The 17806-nt window shown below is 65.6% G+C and carries 19 protein-coding genes; 7 read left to right on the top strand and 12 right to left on the bottom strand.

The genetic code is table 11. The annotated features are described in order from the left end of the window. Positions 1–138 precede the first annotated feature (138 nt). A complete protein-coding gene (gene recQ / locus N7422_RS01240) occupies positions 139–2286 on the top strand; it encodes a DNA helicase RecQ (protein WP_279804735.1) in 2148 nt (715 codons plus the stop codon). 138 nt (positions 2287–2424) lie between these two features. Continuing rightward, positions 2425–2862 (top strand): MarR family transcriptional regulator, encoded by a 438-nt coding sequence (locus N7422_RS01235; protein WP_279804734.1) that lies wholly within the window; start codon positions 2425–2427, stop codon positions 2860–2862. Between the two features lie 80 nt (positions 2863–2942). Here the strand turns inward: N7422_RS01235 and N7422_RS01230 are convergent, their stop codons facing one another. Then, complete coding sequence (locus tag N7422_RS01230; RefSeq protein ID WP_279804733.1) at positions 2943–5129, bottom strand: patatin-like phospholipase family protein; 2187 nt, start codon at positions 5127–5129, stop codon at positions 2943–2945. 66 nt (positions 5130–5195) lie between these two features. Here N7422_RS01230 and N7422_RS01225 point away from each other — a divergent pair, with 66 nt between their 5' ends. Further along, positions 5196–5477, top strand: a complete 282-nt coding sequence (locus N7422_RS01225) for a SelT/SelW/SelH family protein (protein ID WP_279804732.1) — start codon at positions 5196–5198, stop codon at positions 5475–5477. On the opposite strand, the gene N7422_RS01220 is transcribed toward N7422_RS01225, so the two are convergent. Both N7422_RS01220 and N7422_RS01215 read right to left on the bottom strand, forming a co-directional pair. Then, the gene (locus N7422_RS01220; protein WP_279804731.1) at positions 5478–6365 is read right to left on the bottom strand and encodes a DMT family transporter; all 888 of its coding nucleotides are present in this window, start codon (positions 6363–6365) and stop codon (positions 5478–5480) included. It lies immediately after the preceding gene. Between the two features lie 85 nt (positions 6366–6450). Next, positions 6451–7218 (bottom strand): AraC family transcriptional regulator, encoded by a 768-nt coding sequence (locus N7422_RS01215; RefSeq protein WP_279804730.1) that lies wholly within the window; start codon positions 7216–7218, stop codon positions 6451–6453. 135 nt (positions 7219–7353) lie between these two features. Here N7422_RS01215 and N7422_RS01210 point away from each other — a divergent pair, with 135 nt between their 5' ends. Next, the gene (locus tag N7422_RS01210; protein WP_279804729.1) at positions 7354–8169 is read left to right on the top strand and encodes a UDP-2,3-diacylglucosamine diphosphatase; all 816 of its coding nucleotides are present in this window, start codon (positions 7354–7356) and stop codon (positions 8167–8169) included. Between the two features lie 38 nt (positions 8170–8207). Here N7422_RS01210 and N7422_RS01205 read toward each other — a convergent pair whose 3' ends face one another. Then, positions 8208–8792, bottom strand: a complete 585-nt coding sequence (locus N7422_RS01205; RefSeq protein WP_279804728.1) for an HD domain-containing protein — start codon at positions 8790–8792, stop codon at positions 8208–8210. 102 nt (positions 8793–8894) lie between these two features. After that, the gene (locus tag N7422_RS01200) at positions 8895–9206 is read right to left on the bottom strand and encodes a DUF962 domain-containing protein (protein ID WP_279804727.1); all 312 of its coding nucleotides are present in this window, start codon (positions 9204–9206) and stop codon (positions 8895–8897) included. Positions 9207–9360: 154 nt separating this feature from the next. Here N7422_RS01200 and N7422_RS01195 point away from each other — a divergent pair, with 154 nt between their 5' ends. Continuing rightward, a complete protein-coding gene (locus N7422_RS01195) occupies positions 9361–10407 on the top strand; it encodes an AraC family transcriptional regulator (protein WP_279804726.1) in 1047 nt (348 codons plus the stop codon). Here N7422_RS01195 and N7422_RS01190 read toward each other — a convergent pair. After that, entirely contained in the window at positions 10364–11818 is a 1455-nt protein-coding gene (locus tag N7422_RS01190; RefSeq protein ID WP_279804725.1) for a TrkH family potassium uptake protein, read from the bottom strand. The genes N7422_RS01195 and N7422_RS01190 overlap by 44 nt on opposite strands. Positions 11819–12002: 184 nt before the next feature. Here N7422_RS01190 and N7422_RS01185 point away from each other — a divergent pair, with 184 nt between their 5' ends. Then, positions 12003–12560 carry a nitroreductase gene (locus tag N7422_RS01185; protein WP_279804724.1) on the top strand — a complete coding sequence of 186 codons (558 nt, stop codon included), beginning with the start codon at positions 12003–12005 and terminating at the stop codon, positions 12558–12560. Between the two features lie 127 nt (positions 12561–12687). On the opposite strand, the gene N7422_RS01180 is transcribed toward N7422_RS01185, so the two are convergent. The 6 genes from N7422_RS01180 to N7422_RS01155 form a co-directional block, all read right to left on the bottom strand. Further along, complete coding sequence (locus N7422_RS01180; protein WP_279804723.1) at positions 12688–14076, bottom strand: HAMP domain-containing sensor histidine kinase; 1389 nt, start codon at positions 14074–14076, stop codon at positions 12688–12690. Between the two features lie 12 nt (positions 14077–14088). Next, positions 14089–14505, bottom strand: a complete 417-nt coding sequence (locus N7422_RS01175) for a Spy/CpxP family protein refolding chaperone (protein WP_279804722.1) — start codon at positions 14503–14505, stop codon at positions 14089–14091. 251 nt (positions 14506–14756) lie between these two features. Further along, positions 14757–15434, bottom strand: a complete 678-nt coding sequence (locus N7422_RS01170; protein ID WP_279804721.1) for a response regulator transcription factor — start codon at positions 15432–15434, stop codon at positions 14757–14759. Between the two features lie 7 nt (positions 15435–15441). After that, positions 15442–15834 (bottom strand): translation initiation factor 2, encoded by a 393-nt coding sequence (locus N7422_RS01165; protein WP_279804720.1) that lies wholly within the window; start codon positions 15832–15834, stop codon positions 15442–15444. A 135-nt stretch (positions 15835–15969) separates the two neighbouring features. Continuing rightward, a complete protein-coding gene (locus tag N7422_RS01160; protein WP_279804719.1) occupies positions 15970–16269 on the bottom strand; it encodes a YciI family protein in 300 nt (99 codons plus the stop codon). 1 nt (position 16270) lies between these two features. After that, positions 16271–16867, bottom strand: a complete 597-nt coding sequence (locus tag N7422_RS01155) for a septation protein A (protein ID WP_279804718.1) — start codon at positions 16865–16867, stop codon at positions 16271–16273. A gap of 67 nt (positions 16868–16934) precedes the next feature. Here N7422_RS01155 and N7422_RS01150 point away from each other — a divergent pair, with 67 nt between their 5' ends. Next, entirely contained in the window at positions 16935–17795 is an 861-nt protein-coding gene (locus tag N7422_RS01150) for a PHP domain-containing protein (protein ID WP_279804717.1), read from the top strand. The last annotated feature ends 11 nt before the right edge of the window (positions 17796–17806 follow it).

Here is a 17806-nt window from a genome sequence, read left to right as displayed (position 1 = left end):
CGGGTATACTCCGCGGTTTTTCGTGCCTGGTGGCGTTTCCCGGCCATTCGGCAAAAACCGCTTACGCATTCGATGTGTGCGCGGCGGATTTATCGTCCAGCCTGAGTCCAGGATGGTACGGCGATTTTGGAGTGGCAAATGCTCGAACAGGCTCAGCGCGTCCTCAAGGATGTCTTCGGTTACGACAGTTTCCGTGGGCGCCAGGCAGCGATCATCGAATGCGTGGCAGGTGGCGGCGACGCCCTGGTGCTGATGCCCACCGGCGGCGGCAAGTCGCTGTGCTTCCAGGTGCCGGGGCTGTTGCGTCCGGGCCTGACGGTGGTGGTGTCGCCGCTGATCGCGCTGATGGACGACCAGGTTGCCACTCTCGACGAGCTGGGAGTCGCCGCCGCGGCGCTGAACTCGACGTTGAGCGCCGAGCAGCAGCGCGACCTGGCCGGGCGCCTGCGGCGTGGTGAAGTGAAGATGCTCTACCTGGCTCCCGAGCGCCTGGTGCAGCCGCGCATGCTGGAGTTCCTGCGCGATCTGGACATCGCCCTGTTCGCCATCGACGAGGCCCACTGCGTGTCGCAATGGGGTCACGACTTCCGTCCGGAGTACCTGCAACTGGGCCAGCTCGCCGAGCTGTTCCCCCACGTGCCGCGCATCGCCCTGACCGCAACCGCCGACATGCGTACTCGCGAGGAGATCGTTCAGCGCCTGCACCTGCAGGGTGCCGAGCGCTTCCTGTCGAGCTTCGACCGGCCGAACATCTTCTACCGCATCGTGCCCAAGGAATCGCCGCGCAAGCAGCTGATGGCCTTCCTTGGCGAGCGTCGGGGCAACGCCGGCATCGTCTATTGTCTGTCACGCAAGAAGGTCGACGAGACCGCTGCGTTCCTCTGTGACCAGGGCTTTCCGGCATTGCCGTACCACGCGGGCCTGGCCGCCGAGACCCGCGCCGCCAACCAGCACCGCTTCCTCAACGAGGAAGGGCTGATCATGGTCGCCACGATCGCCTTCGGCATGGGCATCGACAAGCCCAACGTGCGTTTCGTCGCCCATCTCGACCTGCCCAAGTCGCTTGAGGCGTACTACCAGGAGACCGGTCGTGCCGGCCGTGACGGCCTGCCCTCGGACGCCTGGATGGCCTACGGGCTGCAGGACATGGTGATGCTCAAGCAGATGCTGCAGAACTCCGAGGGCGACGAGCGTCACAAGCGCATCGAGCAGCACAAGCTCGACGCCATGCTGGCCCTGTGCGAAGAAACCCGCTGCCGCCGCCAGTCGCTGCTGGCCTACTTCGACGAAGTGCTCGAGCAGCCCTGCGGCCACTGCGACAATTGCGTCGACCAGGTGCAGACCTGGGACGCCACCGAGCCTGCCCGCCAGGCGCTGTCGGCGGTGTTCCGTACCGGCCAGCGCTATGGTGTAGGCCACCTGGTCGATGTGCTGCTTGGCAAGGACACCGAGAAGGTACGCAACTTCGGCCACGAGAAGCTTTCGGTGTTCGGCGTCGGCAAGGCGCTGGCCGAGGCCGAGTGGCGTTCGCTGTTCCGCCAACTGGTGGCGCGCGGCCTGGTGGACATCGACCTGGAAGGCTACGGCGGCTTGCGCCTGTCCGACAGCTGCCGACCGCTGTTGCGTGGCGAAGTGAACCTGCAACTGCGCCGCGACCTCAAGCCGCAGACCGTGGCCAAGTCCTCCGGCAGCGGTGGCGGCAGCCCGGCGAGCCAGCTGGTGCGTGCCGAGGAGCGGGAACTGTGGGAGGCGCTGCGTACCCTGCGACGCAAGCTGGCCGAGGAGCACAGTGTGCCGCCCTACGTCATCTTCCCCGACTCGACCTTGCTGGAAATGCTGCGCAGCATGCCTGCCAGCCTCAGCGACATGGCCCAGGTCAGCGGCGTGGGTGCGCGCAAGCTGGAGCGCTATGGCCAGGCCTTCCTCGAAGTGCTCAATGGCGCTGGCGGCACCGAAGAGGCGCCGAAGGTGGTGCTCGACCTGCGCCACGAGCTGGTCAGCCTGGCCCGTGCCGGCATGACCCCGGCGCAGATCGCCGGGCAGCTGAACTGCAGCGAGAAGAACGTCTACAGCTTGTTGGCGGAGGCCATCGGTCGTCAGGAACTGAGCCTGGAACAGGCGCTCGACCTGCCGGAAGAGCTGATGATGGAGGTGCAGGACGCCTTCCTCGACGGCGAAGGCGAGCTGCCGGCAGTTGCCACTGTGGCGCCGCTGTTCGGCCAGCGTATACCGGAAGGTGTATTGCACTGCGTGCGTGCGGCGCTGGCGGCGGAGTTCGAGCTCTGATCGCCGGCATTTGCGCCAATTGCTGATCTTTGTCATACGCTTACATCAATATCAGTCATTTCGGCAGCGCTGAGCCTTGCCTGATTGGTCGGGGCATGATTAGCTGACTAATAATTAGTTCTATTCATTGAGTTGCTTATGCCCTTGACTGACAACCAACACCGTTTCGGCATGCAGCTGGCCCAGATGTCTCGGGGTTGGCGTGCCGAACTGGATCGCCGCCTGGCCGGGCTGAACCTCTCGCAAGCGCGCTGGCTGGTGCTGCTGCACCTGGCGCGATTCGACGAGGCGCCGACCCAGCGCGAGCTGGCCCAGAGCGTGGGCGTCGAGGGCCCGACGCTGGCCCGCCTGCTCGACAGCCTGGAAAGCCAGGGCCTGGTGCGCCGTCAGGCGGTGATGGAAGACCGCCGGGCCAAGAAGATTCTGCTGTGCCCGCCCGCCAAGCCGCTGATCGAGCAGATCGAGACCATTGCCAATGCCTTGCGCGTAGAGCTGTTCACCGGGGTCGACGAGGCGGATCTGGAAGTGTGCATGCGGGTGCATGCGAAGATTCTCGGTAATCTCGAGAAGTCCTGATAGCAACGGCAAGCCACAAGAAAAAGCGGATCTGCGTACTGACGCGATCCGCTTTTTTCTTGCAGCTTCAAACGTGCAGCTTAGAAGGTATGCCCCAGATTCAGGTACACCGCCTTCTCATGGGCGTCGTTGGTGCCATAGCTCAGGTTCAACGGCCCCAGCGGCGTCTCCAGCCCGAGGAAGATGCTCGCGGCATTGATGTAGCCGCTGTCGAACTCATTGTCGTTGTTCCACGCCCGTCCACGCTCCAGGGAACCACCCAGGTACAGCGGGAAGTCCAGCGGCAGGTAGGCCCGTGGCGTCAGGCGCCGGTAGTAGACCATGCGCAGCAGGCTCATGTTCTGTCCGGAGACCGAGTCCTGGCGGAAGCCTGACAGCTGCCGGGCCCCGCCGAACACGAAGCTGGAGGTGACGACCTCGGCGTCGTCCAGGGTGCGCCCATAGCGCCCGCCCAGGACCAGGGTGTTCGGTCCGCTGCTGATGGCCTTGTCCAGATTGAACAGCCACTGTCGGTAGCTCTGGTCCGAATCCAGCGACTTGTCATATTTGCGCACGGTCATGCCGATTTCTTCGCCACTGTGGGGGAAGTAGACGTTGTCGAAGGTGTCGAAGGAATACTTGAGCTCGTAGAAGCCTTCGTTGAAGCTGACCTTGGGCAGGTCCTGGTCGCCGATGCGAACCTCGGCGTTACCCCAGGCCTTGCCCGCACCCAGGCGTACTTCGCCATAGGTGCCGATCTGCCGCCCGACGTTGAGCCCGAAGCCATAGCGCTCCAGGCGGTATTCGGCCACCGGATCGTTGTCCAGCGTGGCTTCGACGTTCTGCGAGCCGAGGTCCAGGTAGGGGGCGATGAAGTAGCGCGAGCCGACGTCCAGTGGCTGGTAGAACTCGCTGTACAACTCCTGCTGGTCGCCGATCTGCGCCCGGGTCAGCCATTCGGCGCCAAGCCGGTTGATGCCATTTACCCGGTAGCTCGCGCCCAGGTTGAAGGCGCTGTCGCCGCGCAGGTCGTCGGACAGGTTCAAGCCCAGGCGCAGGTAATCGGTGCCGCCACGCCGGCCACGGGCATTGATCACCAGGGTGTTGTCGCCGCCCTTGTGCACCACGCGGTACTGCACCTGGTCGAAGTAGTCCAGCCCGTAGAGTGTGCCCATGTCGGTCTGCAGGCGGTCCAGCTCCAGGGGTTCGCCGATGGGCTGGCGGATGTAGTAACGGATCACATCGTCGCTGACCTTGGAGTCGTTCTCCACCTTGATCGCCGTGATGATCGGTGTGCGCTGCCTGGGCGAGCGTGCCACTGCCAGGTTGCTGTCGCCCTCCGGCTGGCGCAGTGCCGCCAGGCGCGGATCGAGGGCGCGGGTGGCGCGGTAGCCGGCGTCGATCATGTCCTGGGCGCGACCGAAGTCGGTGACGCCGAAGCTGGCCAGCGGCGGCTGTACCAGAATGTCCTCGCGGCGCAGGCTGGCCAGTTGTTCTTCCGAGTTGCGCCGGGTCATCAGGGTGATCGATTGGTTGAGCACGTCGACCACCGTGGCCAGTTGCTTGCGGTTGCGCAGCGGCGTGCCGATGTCGACGACGATGGCCAGGTCGACACCCATTTCCCGGACCACGTCCAATGGAATGTTGTCGGTCATGCCGCCGTCGACCAGCAGGCGTCCACCCAGCTCGACGGGGGCGAACACCGCCGGGATCGACATGCTGGCGCGGATCACCTGGGGCAGGTGGCCACGACGGAAGATCACCTTCTCGCCCGTGGTGATGTCGGTGGCCACGGCCCTGAAGGGGATCGGCAGCTTGTCGAAGTCGCGGATATCGGCGGTGTGGGCCAGCTTGCTTTCCAGCAGCAAGGCCAGGTTCTGGCCCTGGATCACGCCCAGCGGCAGGCCCAGGCTGCCGTCATCGCGAAAGCTCAGCTTCTGTTTGACCAGAAAATCACGGTCGTCCTGCTTGCGCCTGAACGGCACGTCCTTGCGCGGTGGGGCGTCGGACAGCGCCTGTTGCCAGTCCAGCGTGGTGGCGAGCTTCTCCAGTTCGCCGATGCTGTAGCCGGAAGCGTACAGCCCGCCGACCACCGCGCCCATGCTGGTTCCGGCGATGGCATCGATGCGCACGCCTTGTTCCTCCAGCGCTTTGAGCACGCCGATGTGGGCCAGGCCCCGGGCGGCGCCGCCGGACAGTACCAGGCCGATCTTGGGACGGGATGCCTCGGCGGCCAGGACGGAGAGGGACGTGAGCGTCAGCAAAAGGCAGAACAGCAGGCGGCGCATCGTGAGTCTCAAACTTGAGGGTAAAGACCGCTAGTATAAGCGGCCCGTTACCTGGAGTTGTTCGACATGGCCGACAGCAAACCGCGAATTGTCATCACATATTGCACGCAGTGCCAGTGGCTGCTGCGTGCCGCCTGGCTGGCCCAGGAACTGCTCAGCACCTTTGCCGACGACCTCGGCCAGGTGGCGCTGGAACCCGGCACAGGCGGCGTTTTCCGCATCACCTGCGACGGCGCGCAGCTCTGGGAGCGCAAGGCTGACGGTGGTTTTCCGGAGGCCAAGGTGCTCAAGCAGCGTGTGCGCGACCAGATCGATCCGCAGCGTGAGCTGGGCCACAACGATCGTTGATCAGGCTCCTTCGGCCACTGCCGGCCTGGCGGGTTGCTCAGCGGCCATGCGGCTGGACAGCACGATGGCGAAGATGATCAGCGCGCCGCCGGCGAGCATGCGCAGAGTCGGTTGTTCGGCGAACACCACCCAGGCCACGGCGATGCCGTAGACCGGCTCCATGGCGAACACCACCGCGGCGGTACGTGCCTTGATCACCGCGAGGCTGGCGACGAACAGGCTGTGGGCGATGCCGGTGCAGAAGATGCCGAGCAGGGCGATCCACAGCCAGTCCATCGGCGCCACGGCGCCCAGGCCTGGCGCGGCGAGTGGCAGCAGGCAGAGGGTCACCACCAGGTTCTGCCACAGCGCCGCCTGCACCGCCGGCAGGCGCCCGGAACCGGCGCGGTTGGTCAGTGACAGCAGTGAGAACAGCAGACCCGACAGCAGCGCCCAGAGCAGCCCGGCGGTCGCCTCGCTGGCCAGGTCGAAGGCTGGCGTCACCAGTACCAGGCCAATGCTCACCAGCAGCACCAGCATCGCCTCGTTGCGACGGATGCGCTCGCGGAACAGCACGCTTTCGAGGATCACGGTGAAGGCCGGGAAGCTGGCGAAGCCGAGCGTGGCGATCGCCACGCCACCGACCTTGACCGCGATGAAGAAGCTCACCCAATGCCCGGCCAGCAGCACGCCGCCCAGGAACAGGCGACGCAGGTCCTGTCCGCGCAGCGGTTGCCAGGCCTGACGCGCGAGGCTGGCGAACAGGCCCAGGGCCAGCACCGCGAACGCGGCGCGGCCGAAGACGATGATTGAGGGGCTGGCACTGGCGGCCAGCTTGCCGAAGACGCCGGTAAGGCCGAAGAACAGCGCGCCGATGTGCAGGGCGCCGAGGGCGGTGCGGTGGTTCATGGTGGTCCTTTGCATTCACAGGCAGAGAAGATCTTGACCGTCAGTGTAAGAGCCCGCTCCGTGCGTGTCTGTCGCCCACCTAGCGTCAGTTGTCGGCAGACTCGCGCCGCAACGCCAGCGGCGTGCAACCGAACGCCCGCAGCATCGCCGCGCTGAAGGCGCTCTGCGAGCCATACCCCACGCGCGCGGCGATCTCGCCCACCGGCAGCAGGCTCTCGCGCAACAGCTGCCGCGCCATCGACAGTCGCCGCTGGCGGATGTAATCCATGGGGGTCATCCCGGTCTCGTCGACGAACCGGGCGTGCAGGCGCGCGCTGGACAGCCCGGCCAGTCGCGCCAGGTCAGCCACCTGCAGCGGGTAGGCGGCGCATTGCTCGATATGCCGATCGAAGGCGGCGTAGGGCAGGCGCCTGCTGGCCTGTACCGGGGCGCCGGCCCGTGCGTTGAGGCTGGCCAGCAGCAGCACGGCACCTTGCCGGGCGATCAGCGGGTCGTCTACCGGGCTTGCGGCCAGCCAGTCCACCAATTGTTGCTGACGACTGTCCAGGGCCAGCGTGCCGGGGCGATCGAGCAGGCGACGGCTGTCGTCGGCGTGCTCACCCAGATACTCGGCGAGCCACGGCTCGCCCGGGACATCCAGCACCAGGCAACGACTGCCGCCAGGGCTGCCACAGGCGTGATGGGCACCGGCCGGCACCACCATCAGGTCCTGGCGGTCGACCTGTCCGCCGCGACCATCGACCTCGAAGTCCAGGCGTCCGCCCAGGCCGAACACCAACTGCGGGTGGTCGTGGCTGTGGGCGATCAGGTCGTGGCGATAGCGGCGCAGCGACAGCAATGGGCCGGTGGTCATGGTGAGTCCTCGCGAGGCAGGGGAGCAGTGTACACCCTGTGCCGGGCGCGCCGCCGGTACAGGATGGTCATCGGACTGCCACCAACCTGTCACCTGCGCCTGCCAGTCTCCAGCAAACAGCGCCGGAGCCTGCCCATGAGCCAAGCCGAACCCCTTCGCCCGTCCCGCAAGCAGCGGGTACGTACCTTGTGGATCTCCGATGTGCACCTGGGCACCCGCGATTGCCAGGCCGAGCACCTGTCGCATTTTCTCAAGGGCTACCAGGCGGACCGCATCTACCTGGTCGGCGACATCATCGATGGCTGGAAACTGCGCGGCGGCATCTACTGGCCCCAGGCCCATACCAACGTCATCCGCCGCCTGTTGACCATGAGCAAGCGTGGTACCGAGGTGATCTACGTCACCGGCAATCATGACGAGTTCCTGCGTCGCTATTCGAAACTGATCCTTGGCAACATCCACTTGGTCGACGAGGCCGAGCACCTGACCGCCGACGGCCGGCGCCTCCTGGTGATCCACGGCGACCAGTTCGATGTGATCACCCGCTACCACCGTTGGCTGGCCTTCCTGGGCGACCGCGCCTACGAGTTCACCCTGGTGCTCAACCGCTGGCTCAACCATTGGCGTGCCCGCTATGGCTATGGCTACTGGTCGCTGTCGGCGTACCTGAAGCACAAGGTCAAGGGCGCGGTGAACTTCATCAGCGACTTCGAGGACGCCATCGCCCATGAATGCACCCGGCGTGGCTTCCAGGGCGTGGTGTGCGGGCACATTCACCACGCCGAGATCCGCCAGGTGGGCGAGGTGGAGTACCTCAACTGTGGCGACTGGGTCGAGTCGTGCACGGCGCTGATCGAGCACTGGGACGGGCAGATCGAGCTGTACCGGTTCGCCGACGCGCAAGCCAGGGAGGCTGCACGGCAACTGGCGCAGGTGAGCGAACCGGCCTGATGCTTCGATGGCGCCATCATCGGCAGGTCAGCGCCTCGTCAGGCTGACTCTTCCAGTGCCGCCTTGTAGATCGACTGCCTGGGCTGGGCGAACACCCGCTCCATCATCGGCTCGAAGAACGACAGTGGCAGGTTCGGGTAAGCCGGGTCGAACGCCGCTGCATCGTAACGTGCACAGAATTCGATGGTCCGCTGGTACTGGGGATGGTCGCTGAATTGCTCGCGCAGGTGCCGGTCCATGCCCAGGTGGTGGAAGAAGTAATAGCCCTGGAAGATCCCGTGCTTCTCGATCATCCACAGGTTTTCGGCGCTGACGAAGGGTTTGAGGATCGCCGCGGCGATATCCGGATGGTTGTAGCTGCCCAGCGTATCGCCGATGTCGTGCAGCAGGGCGCAGACCACGTATTCCTCGTCGCGACCGTCGCGGTAGGCGCGGGTGGCGGTCTGCAGGGAATGGCTCAGGCGATCGATGGGAAAGCCGCCGAAGTCGCCATCGAGCAGGCGCAGGTGCGCAAGGATGCGCTGCGGCAGCTGGCGGGCGTAGGCGCGGAAGTCGTCGGCGATGATCGCCCAGTCGTGGGCGGTGCCATCGCGCATGTGGCTGAAGTTCGCTTGCTTGTTCATCGCGTCGAGGCCACTCGTGTCGGGAGCATACCGGCAGTGTTGGCCAGGACGGGGGCTTTGGCAGTGGCCAGGTGGGACGCGAACCTGGCCTTGCAGGCCGATTCAGAGGCTGATGCGGCCCCGCAGGATGTCGCGGAACATCGCGAAATCGCCGATCAGGCTGTACCAGGGGTGGGTGAAGGTGGCCGGGCGGTTCTTCTCGAAGAAGAAATGCCCGACCCAGGCGAAGCCATAGCCTGCCAATGGCACGGCCAGCAGCAACAGCCACTTGCCGCTGCCGATGCTGTAGGCGAGCAGGGCGATGACCAGGCTGGTGCCGATGAAATGCAGGCGTCGGCACGTCGGGTTGCTGTGCTCGCCCAGGTAGTAGGGGTAGAACTCGGCAAAACTGCGGAACTGCGCTGTGCTGGTCATGGCGGGCTTCCGGATCTGCGGGTGTTGCAACAGGATACACGGCGTGGAGCCTGAATCGAGTCTAGGGTCAAGGCGGCAGATGGCCAGTGACAATAAGCGCCAATTGACTATCCTTTCGATTCACCGCAGGAGCGGTCAGCATAAGAAGCCTGTCATGAGCGAGAGAACCACGTCAGCCAGCTGGGCATCAGGGATCGTCAAGGCACTCGAACTGGAAGGGCTCGATTGCCCGGCCATGTTCAAGCAACTGGGGCTCGATTTCGCCGCGCTGGACGACCCCGATGCACGTTTTCCCCAGGATGCCATGACTCGGTTGTGGCAGCTGGCGGTCGATCTTTCGGGTAATGAAGCCATCGGCCTGAACATGGCGCGCGTGGTGCGCCCGGCTTCGTTTCACGTGGTGGGGTACGCGCTGATGTCCAGCCGCACCCTGGCCGAAGGTTTCGAGCGGCTGGTGCGCTATCAGCGGATCATCGCCGAAAGTGCGGACCTCAGTTTTCGCCGCGAGCCCGACGGCTACGCGCTGGTGCTGACCGTGCATGGCGACCATCTGCCACCCACCCGGCACAGCGCCGAGGCCTCGCTGGCCTGCGCGCTGGCGCTGTGCACCTGGCTCAGCGGGCGGCCGATCCAGCCGCGCCGAGTGCTGATCCAGGGCGGGCAACCGAAGCATGTCGAGCCCTACAGGATGGCTTTCCATGCGCCTCTGCAGTTCGGCGCCCCCCATGACGCGCTGGTGTTCGAGCGCGCCGACATGGAGGCACCGCTGCCTACCGCGAACGAGGCGATGGCGGTGCTGCACGATCGATTTGCCGGGGAATACCTGGCGCGATTTTCGGAGAGCCGCGTGACTCACCGGGTACGGCAGGTGCTGTGCCGTGTGCTGCCGCAGGGCGAGCCCAAGCGCGAAACCGTGGCCCAGGCCCTGCACCTGTCCCAGCGCACCTTGCAGCGGCGCCTGCAGGACGAGGGCACCAGCTTCCAGACGCTGCTTGACGATACCCGCCGGGAACTGGCCGAGCAGTACCTCGCCCAGCCTGGCACCACCTTGCTGGAAACCGCCTACCTGCTGGGCTTCGCCGACCCGAGCAACTTCTACCGGGCGTTCCGCCGCTGGTTCGACGCCACCCCGAGTGAGTACCGCGCGCGGCTGGCGGTCAGTGACGCCAGAACGCTGGCATGCACAACACCAGCACCGTGATGATCTCCAGGCGGCCCAGCAGCATGCCACCGGCGAGGATCCACTTGGCGGCGTCCGGCAGGCTGGCGTAGTTGCCGGCCGGGCCGATCACCTCGCCAAGTCCCGGCCCCACGCCCGAAACCGTGCCGGCGGCGCCGGTCAGCGCGGTCATCCAGTCCACGCCCAGCAATGAGAGCAGCAGGGCGATGATGCAGATGGTGAAGGCGAAGAAGAACGAGAAGGTCAGGATCGAGCGCACGATCTCTTCGTCGAGGCGATGGCCATTGTACTTCTGCTTGATCACCGCCCGAGGGTGGATCAGCTGATTGAGGTTGGCCTTGAGCAGGATGTAGGCGACCTGGAAGCGGAAGATCTTGATGCCGCCCGCCGTGGAACCGGAGCAGCCGCCGACGAAACCGAGGTAGAAGAACAGCATCAGCGAGAAGTTGCCCCAAATGCTGTAGTCGCCCAGGGCGAAGCCCGTGGTGGTGACCACCGAGGTGACGTTCAGCGCCACGTGGCGCAAGGCGTCGAGCCAGTGCATGTTGGTGGTCGCCCAGTACCAGGTGCCGAGCACCAGCCAGGTACCCACCAGCATGGCGAGCAGGCCCTGCACCTGCTGGTCTTTGATCAGCGCCTTGCGGTGGCCGCGCAGGGTGGCCACGTACAGGGTGAAGGGCACACTGCCCATGATCATCACCACCACCGCGACCCAGTGCACCGCCGGAATGTCCCACTTGGCCAGCGACTGGTCGGAGGTGGAGAAACCACCGGTGGAGATCGCCGACATGGCATGGTTGATCGCGTCGAACGGGCTCATCCCGGCCCACCAGAAGGCCAGGCTGCCGAACACGGTGATGCCTACGTACACCGCCACGATCGACTTGGCCACCATGTGCGAGCGTGGCATCACCTTTTCCGAGCGATCGGAGGACTCGGTCTGGAACAGGCGCATGCCACCGATGCGCAGCAGTGGCAGGATCGCCACCGCCATGCCGATGAAGCCGATGCCGCCCAGCCAGTGCAGCATCGAGCGCCACATCAGGATGCCCGGGGACATGTTGTCCAGCCCGCTGAGCACGGTGGCGCCGGTGGCGGTGATACCGGACATGCTTTCGAAGAAGGCGTCGGTGTAGCTGATGTGCTGGGTGAGCAGGAAGGGCAGGGCGGCGAACACACAGACCACCAGCCAGCTGCTGACGGTCAGCAGGTACATGTCGCGGGGCCGCAGGTGCACGTGCTCGGGGCGGCCTGGCACCACCAGGCCCAGCCCGGCGATGAAGGTGATCAGGCTCGACCAGAGGAACGATGGCATGTCGCTGGTGCGCTCGAAGATCACCAGGGTCGCCATGGGCACCACCATGCTCACCGCCAGGGTGATCAGGAAGATGCCGATGATGAAACCAATGATCCTTAAGGTCGGCAACGCCATGTGATCTGCTCTGACTCGCTACGGAAAGGGCGCCATTCTCAAGCCATGCGCTTCAAGCTGCAAGCGACAAGACGAGCGAGTCGTGCAAGGGCGGCATTTTCCTGTGGCTTGCAGCGTGTAACTTGCAGCTCGGCGGCTTGCCGCCGAGAATGGCGGCACTTTCAATCTGCCAGGAGGGTAGCCGATGGAGGCTCTCGACGCATTGCTCAACCGTGTTTCCGTGCCACGCCTGACCGACCCGGCGCCCAATGCCGCTCAGCGCGAGGCGTTGTTCCAGGCCGCGCTGCGCGCGCCGGATCATGGCCAACTGCGTCCCTGGCGCTTCCTGACCATCGAGGGCGCGGCTCGCGACAAGCTCGGTGAGCTGTTCGCCGAAGCCGTTCAGGCCAAGGGCGATGCCAACCAGGCTGCGCTGGACAAGGCCCGTGCGATGCCGCTGCGGGCGCCGTTGCTGATCGTGGTGATCGCCAGGCTGCAGGAGCATTTCAAGGTGCCGAAGATCGAACAGCGCCTGGCCGCCGGCTGCGCCGCCCATGGCATCCTGATCGCCGCCCACGCCCAGGGGATCGGCGCGGTGTGGCGCACTGGCGACATGGCGTTCGATGCCCATGTGCACAAGGGCCTGGGTCTGGAGGCGAACGAAGAGGTGATCGGCTACCTGTATGTCGGCACGCCGATGGGCGAGCCGCGCACGGCGCCGGTCCTGGAGACGGCTCAGTACGTCAGCGCTTGGGGCAAGTGAGTATCGGGGCCGCTTTGCGGCCCTTTCGCCGGCAAGCCGGCTCCCACAGGTGCTGTGGACGTCTCAAGGTCTCTATTGTTGGAGCCGGTTTGCCGGCGAAAGGGCTGCGCAGCAGCCCCGCGATCTGTCAGCCAACACTGATGTTGCAGGGAATCTCCAGCGTCGCGATGAACCCGCCCAGCGGATGATTGCCCAGCACCAGGCTGCCGCCATGGCGCTCCGCCGCCTTGCGCGCTATCGCCAGCCCCAGCCCGTGCCCCGGCGTCTCCTGCCCTGGCGCCCGGAAGAACGGTTCGCCCAGCTGCGCCAGGTGCTGCGCCGCCACGCCTGGCCCATGGTCGCGCACGCTCAGCACGACGCGCTCCTGCTCACGGCGGGCATGCACCTCGATCGGCTGTCCTGCCGGATTGAAGCGCAGGGCATTGCGCAGCAGATTGTCCAGCGCCCGCTCGATCAAGGTCGGCCAGCCCTGCAAGGTCAGCCCGGGTTGCATTTCCAGTCGCACCTCCTGCTCGGGCGCGGCCAGCTGGGCGTCCTTGCGCACGCCGCCAAGCAAGGCATTGAGGTCCACAGGTTCGGCATGGGCCTGTTCGGCATCGACCCGGGCCAGCACCAGAATCTCGCTGATCAGGTCTTCCAGGCGGTCGCACTCGCGGGTCAGGCGCGGCCACAACGCCTGGCGCTGCTCCGGTTCGGCGCGCTCGGCCAGGGCCAGGGCGATGCGCAGGCGCGCCAGCGGTGAGCGCAGTTCGTGGGAGACATCGCGCAGCAACTGGCGCTGGCTGCCGATCAGGCTCTGCAGGCGCGCGCCCATCTTGTTGAAGTCGTTGGCCAGCACGCCGAACTCGTCGCGGCGCACGGCCAGGCGCGCCAGGCTGTTCTGCTGGTAGCTGGTCTGCCCCAGATCATGCACGGCACCGCGCAGACGGCTGAGCGGGCGGGTGATCGACAGGGTGACCAGCAGGCTGAACAGGGTCAGCACCACCAGCGCTATCCCCAGGGCGCTGAGCGGCCAGATCAGGCTTTCGCGATGCCAGGCCGCCAGTTCCGGGTGGGGGATGCGGTAGATCAGCAGGTAGGTCTCGCCGCTGCCGGGGCTGGTGTACTCCTCGGTCAGGCGGCGCCAGGGCAGGCGGCGCTCGTCGTTGTGCTGGCGGGCCTCGAAGGCGGCTGCGCGGCGCGGAAAGGTGCCGGGCACCACGGCGTCGCCGCTGTCGTCGAGCACCTGCACGTCGATCTTGTAGCGTTGCTTGCGTCTTTCGAGGAAGCGTTGCGACGACTCCAGCCCTTCCTGTTCATAGTGCTGGGCCCAGTGGCTGGCCAGGTTGTTCAGGCCTGGGTGACGACTGAGGATCCAGGTGTCCTGGTTGAGCATGTGCCCGAGCAGGATCGACAGCCCGGCGACCAGGGCGATGGCCAGCCAGAAACTGGCCAGGATGCGCCAGAACAGTGAACGCAAGACGAGCACCTCCAGAAAATGGCGAAAGCCCGGCCCGCGGTGAGGCGGGCCGGGCATCGGGTGGACAGCTTACTGGGCCTTGCCGGCTTTTTCAGCCTTCCAGGCCTGGAACTCCTTCCATTCGGCCTTGCGTGCGGCGCGTTCCTTCTGCAGTTCGTCGAACTTCTTCTGCTGTTCGGGCTTGAGCAGGGCGCGGATCTGGCCTTCGGCCTTGTCGCGGCTGGCCTTGAGCTCGTCCTTCATGGCTTTCTGCTCGGCGGCCGGCAGCTTGTCGATGTAGCGCTCGGTGATGTCGCGGCGCTGCTTCATCTGCTCGCCCATCAGCTTGCCGATCTGCTGGCGCTGGTCGCGGCTCAGGTCCAGCTGGGCGTAAGGCGCGTCACCGCGGTGATGCGGGCCGTCATGGCGCGGACCGCCTTCAGGCATGGCCATGGCCACGGTCGGCAGGGCGGCGGCGAACATCAGGGCGATCAAGGTCTTGCGCATGGTGTCTCTCCTTTCAGGGGCCGGTGGTTACCGGATGAGCCCAGTCTAGGGAGATCAAGGTCAAGGGCGGTCAGGCGAGGGTAAAGACAGCGTAAAGTTGGCGGTAGCCGCCGTGCGGATCCTGTAGGCGCGGCCTTGTGTCGCGATGGGCTGCACAGCAGCCCCGGCAATTTTGCATACCGTCGTGATGCTGGGGCCGCTTCGCGCCCCATCGCGACACAAGGCCGCTCCTACAGAGATCGTGCTGTCTGTCAGAGGCTGTAGTAGTAGCCGCGACTGCGCAGGGCGACGATGCGCGGGCGGCCATCCGGATGCGGGCCGATCTTCTTGCGCAGGTTGCTGACATGCATGTCCAGGCTGCGGTCGTAGAGCGTGAGCTTGCGGCCCAGGCCGATCTGCGCCAGCTCCTGCTTGTCCAGCGGTTCGCCGGGCTGGCGCAGCAGGGCCTCGAGGATGCGGCTTTCGGAAAGCGTAAGGGTCATCTCGCGCTCGTCGATGCTGACCACGCCGCGCACCGGGCTGAAGGTCAGGTCGCCGATCTCGACCTGGCTGGTGGGCGCGCTGGGGTGACTGCGGCGCAGCACGGCGCGCAGCCGGGCGGTGAGCTCGCGAGGGTCGCAGGGCTTGGCCAGGTAGTCGTCGGCACCCAGTTCCAGGCCGAGGATGCGGTCCAGCGGCTCGCCGCGGGCCGACAGCATCAGCACCGGCAGTTCGGCGTGCTCGCTGCGCAGCTGCTTGAGCAGTTCCAGGCCACTGCCGTCGGGCAGCATGACATCCAGCACCACCGCCGCCGGGGCGTGGCTGGCCAAGGCCTGGCGCGCGCTCTGGCCATCGTGGCAGGCGCGTACCGCAAACCCTTCCTGGGTCAGCCAGCTGCCGAGCAGCTCGCACAGTTCCTGGTCATCATCAATCAGTAACAGCTCGCTCATGTCTCACTCAATTCAACCATTGACGGCGTCTTCTGTGTCCGCCGCTGGCTAAGATACCGCAGACTGCCGACAACAGTGCAACGACCGAGCCGATCAGGAACCACTGCTGCTGGTCGGTGAGCAGGCGCTGCGGGGCACTGGCAGCGGCCTGCAGCTCCTTGATCGCCATCTTCAGGCGCTGGTTGTCCTGGCGCAGCCGGGTGAGCTGGGCGCTTTCGCGCTCGCTGTCCTGGTTCTGCAGTTGCTGGGTCAGTTGGGTGCGTTGCTTCTCGCTTTCTTCCAGACGCTGCTGCAGGTCGGTGATTCGCGCGCCGGCTTCGAGCGACAGCGGCTGTTCGGCCATGACCAGAGGGGACAGCAGCAACAGGCAAAGCAGCAGGGACATCGGACCTTGACGCATTGGAACTCCTGGTTCTTATCGGTTCAGGAGGTTGTCGGCCAATCGTCGGATTAGATGAGGCGGGTATCGTGCAGGCTTCTTCGCGGGTAAACCCGCTCCCACAGGTCATTGGTCGCCTGTGGGAGCGGTTTTGGATCAGGGCAGAACTTGCTTGAATGGCTTGACCACGACCTTGTCGTAGACGCCCGCGGCGATGTACGGATCGGCGTCGGCCCAGGCCTGGGCGGCGGTCAGCGAGTCGAATTCGGCGACGATCAGGCTGCCAGTGAAGCCGGCTTGGCCTGGATCGTTGCTGTCGATGGCCGGATGCGGGCCGGCGAGCACCACGCGGCCTTCGGCCTTGAGCTGCTGCAGCCGCTCGATGTGGGCGGGGCGGGCGGCCAGGCGGTTTTCCAGGGAGTTGGCGACGTCGCTGGCGATAATGGCGTAGAGCATGTCAGTCCTTGGTTTTGGAGGTGGAGGGGTCGGCATCGTGCAGGTGGCGCGAGAGGTAGACACCCTGGGCCACCAGGAAGATCACGGTCATGCCCAGACTGCCGAACACCTTGAAGTCGACCCAGATGTCCTGGAAGGTGAACGCGACGAACAGGTTGGCGGCGCCGCACACGAGGAAGAAGGCGATCCACGCCAGGTTGAGGCGGGTCCAGACGTTTTCTGGAAGGGTCAGGGCGTGGCCCATGATGCGCTTGATCAGCACCCGGTCACCGATGAAGTGGCTGCCGGCGAAGGCCAGGGCGAACAGCCAGTTGACCACCGGTGCCTTCCACTTGAGGAAGGTCTCGCTGTGGAAGGCGAGGGTCAGGCCGCCGAACACCAGGCACGCGACCAGGGTCAGCAACTGGCCTTTTTCCAGCTTGCCGTGGCGCAGGAACAGCGCGCCGTAGACCACTACGGAGCTGACGATCAGCATGGCGGTGGCGCTGTAGATCCCGCCGAACTCGAAGCCGTGGCCGGCGAATTCGACCGGGCGCGGGTCCAGTTTGTAGACGATGAAGAACAGCAGCAGCGGGATGAAATCGATGAATTGTTTCACAGTGGCAGCCAGAAGCGGGATGTGACGGCATAATAACAAACATCGATTCCGGCGAAAGCGCTCCTCCATGAATGTTGATCTGCACTGTCACAGCACGGCCTCCGATGGCGCTCTGTCGCCCACGGCGCTGGTCGCCCGGGCCCATGAGCACGGGGTGCGAACGCTGGCGCTCACCGACCACGACACCCTTGAAGGCTTGCCCGAGGCTCGCCAGGCCTGCCTCGACAATGGCATGCAATGGGTCAGCGGCGTGGAGCTGTCGTGCACCTGGGGTGGCGCCACCATCCATGTGCTGGGCTACGATTTTGCCCTGGATGCGCCTGCGCTGCTCGAGGCCATCGAAAACCTGCACCGTGGCCGGTGGCTGCGCGCCGAAGAGATCGACCGTAAGCTGGCGGCCAAGGGCATGCCCGGCGCGCTGGAGGGCGCGCGAGCCGTGCAACAGGAGCTGGGCGACAGCGGCAATGCCCCGGCCCGCCCGCATTTCGCCGAATTCCTGGTCCGCGCAGGTTTCGTCAAGGACCGCGGCGAGGCCTTCCGCAAGTGGCTGGGCGCCGGCAAGCTGGGCGACGTCAAGCTGCACTGGCCGACGCTGGAGGAAACTGTCGCCACCCTGCGCCAGTCCAACGCCTGGGTGAGCCTGGCTCATCCCATGCACTACGAACTGACCCGCAGCAAGCGCAGACGGCTGATTGCCGACTATATTCAGGCTGGAGGGCAGGCACTGGAAGTGGTCAATGGGATGATGCCGCCCGAGCAGGTGGGGACGATGTCCATCCTCACCCGTGAGTTCGGCCTGCTGGCAAGCGCCGGCAGCGATTTCCACGGCCCCGGCGCCTGGGGCGAGATAGGCGCCTACCGGCCATTGCCCGAGGACCTGCCACCCCTGTGGCGCCGATTCCGACATGAACAGCCTATGGCGGTATGAACAGGACGACT

Origin of the sequence: Pseudomonas sp. GD04091 (genome assembly GCF_029836165.1) — a bacterium.
Lineage (GTDB): Bacteria > Pseudomonadota > Gammaproteobacteria > Pseudomonadales > Pseudomonadaceae > Aquipseudomonas.
This window is presented reverse-complemented; position numbering and strand designations above follow the sequence as displayed.

What these genes read in the sequence shown, in the direction of transcription:
- N7422_RS01165 (WP_279804720.1), bottom strand. Translation starts at nt 15,834, where the DNA reads ATGCGTCAAGGTCCGATGTCCCTGCTGCTTTGCCTGTTGCTGCTGTCC.
- N7422_RS01220 (WP_279804731.1), bottom strand. Translation starts at nt 6,365, where the DNA reads ATGAACCACCGCACCGCCCTCGGCGCCCTGCACATCGGCGCGCTGTTC.
- N7422_RS01205 (WP_279804728.1), bottom strand. Translation starts at nt 8,792, where the DNA reads ATGAACAAGCAAGCGAACTTCAGCCACATGCGCGATGGCACCGCCCAC.
- N7422_RS01235 (WP_279804734.1), top strand. Translation starts at nt 2,425, where the DNA reads ATGCCCTTGACTGACAACCAACACCGTTTCGGCATGCAGCTGGCCCAG.
- N7422_RS01190 (WP_279804725.1), bottom strand. Translation starts at nt 11,818, where the DNA reads ATGGCGTTGCCGACCTTAAGGATCATTGGTTTCATCATCGGCATCTTC.
- N7422_RS01185 (WP_279804724.1), top strand. Translation starts at nt 12,003, where the DNA reads ATGGAGGCTCTCGACGCATTGCTCAACCGTGTTTCCGTGCCACGCCTG.
- recQ (WP_279804735.1), top strand. Translation starts at nt 139, where the DNA reads ATGCTCGAACAGGCTCAGCGCGTCCTCAAGGATGTCTTCGGTTACGAC.
- N7422_RS01150 (WP_279804717.1), top strand. Translation starts at nt 16,935, where the DNA reads ATGAATGTTGATCTGCACTGTCACAGCACGGCCTCCGATGGCGCTCTG.
- N7422_RS01160 (WP_279804719.1), bottom strand. Translation starts at nt 16,269, where the DNA reads ATGCTCTACGCCATTATCGCCAGCGACGTCGCCAACTCCCTGGAAAAC.
- N7422_RS01210 (WP_279804729.1), top strand. Translation starts at nt 7,354, where the DNA reads ATGAGCCAAGCCGAACCCCTTCGCCCGTCCCGCAAGCAGCGGGTACGT.
- N7422_RS01230 (WP_279804733.1), bottom strand. Translation starts at nt 5,129, where the DNA reads ATGCGCCGCCTGCTGTTCTGCCTTTTGCTGACGCTCACGTCCCTCTCC.
- N7422_RS01170 (WP_279804721.1), bottom strand. Translation starts at nt 15,434, where the DNA reads ATGAGCGAGCTGTTACTGATTGATGATGACCAGGAACTGTGCGAGCTG.
- N7422_RS01175 (WP_279804722.1), bottom strand. Translation starts at nt 14,505, where the DNA reads ATGCGCAAGACCTTGATCGCCCTGATGTTCGCCGCCGCCCTGCCGACC.
- N7422_RS01200 (WP_279804727.1), bottom strand. Translation starts at nt 9,206, where the DNA reads ATGACCAGCACAGCGCAGTTCCGCAGTTTTGCCGAGTTCTACCCCTAC.
- N7422_RS01215 (WP_279804730.1), bottom strand. Translation starts at nt 7,218, where the DNA reads ATGACCACCGGCCCATTGCTGTCGCTGCGCCGCTATCGCCACGACCTG.
- N7422_RS01180 (WP_279804723.1), bottom strand. Translation starts at nt 14,076, where the DNA reads ATGCCCGGCCCGCCTCACCGCGGGCCGGGCTTTCGCCATTTTCTGGAG.
- N7422_RS01225 (WP_279804732.1), top strand. Translation starts at nt 5,196, where the DNA reads ATGGCCGACAGCAAACCGCGAATTGTCATCACATATTGCACGCAGTGC.
- N7422_RS01195 (WP_279804726.1), top strand. Translation starts at nt 9,361, where the DNA reads ATGAGCGAGAGAACCACGTCAGCCAGCTGGGCATCAGGGATCGTCAAG.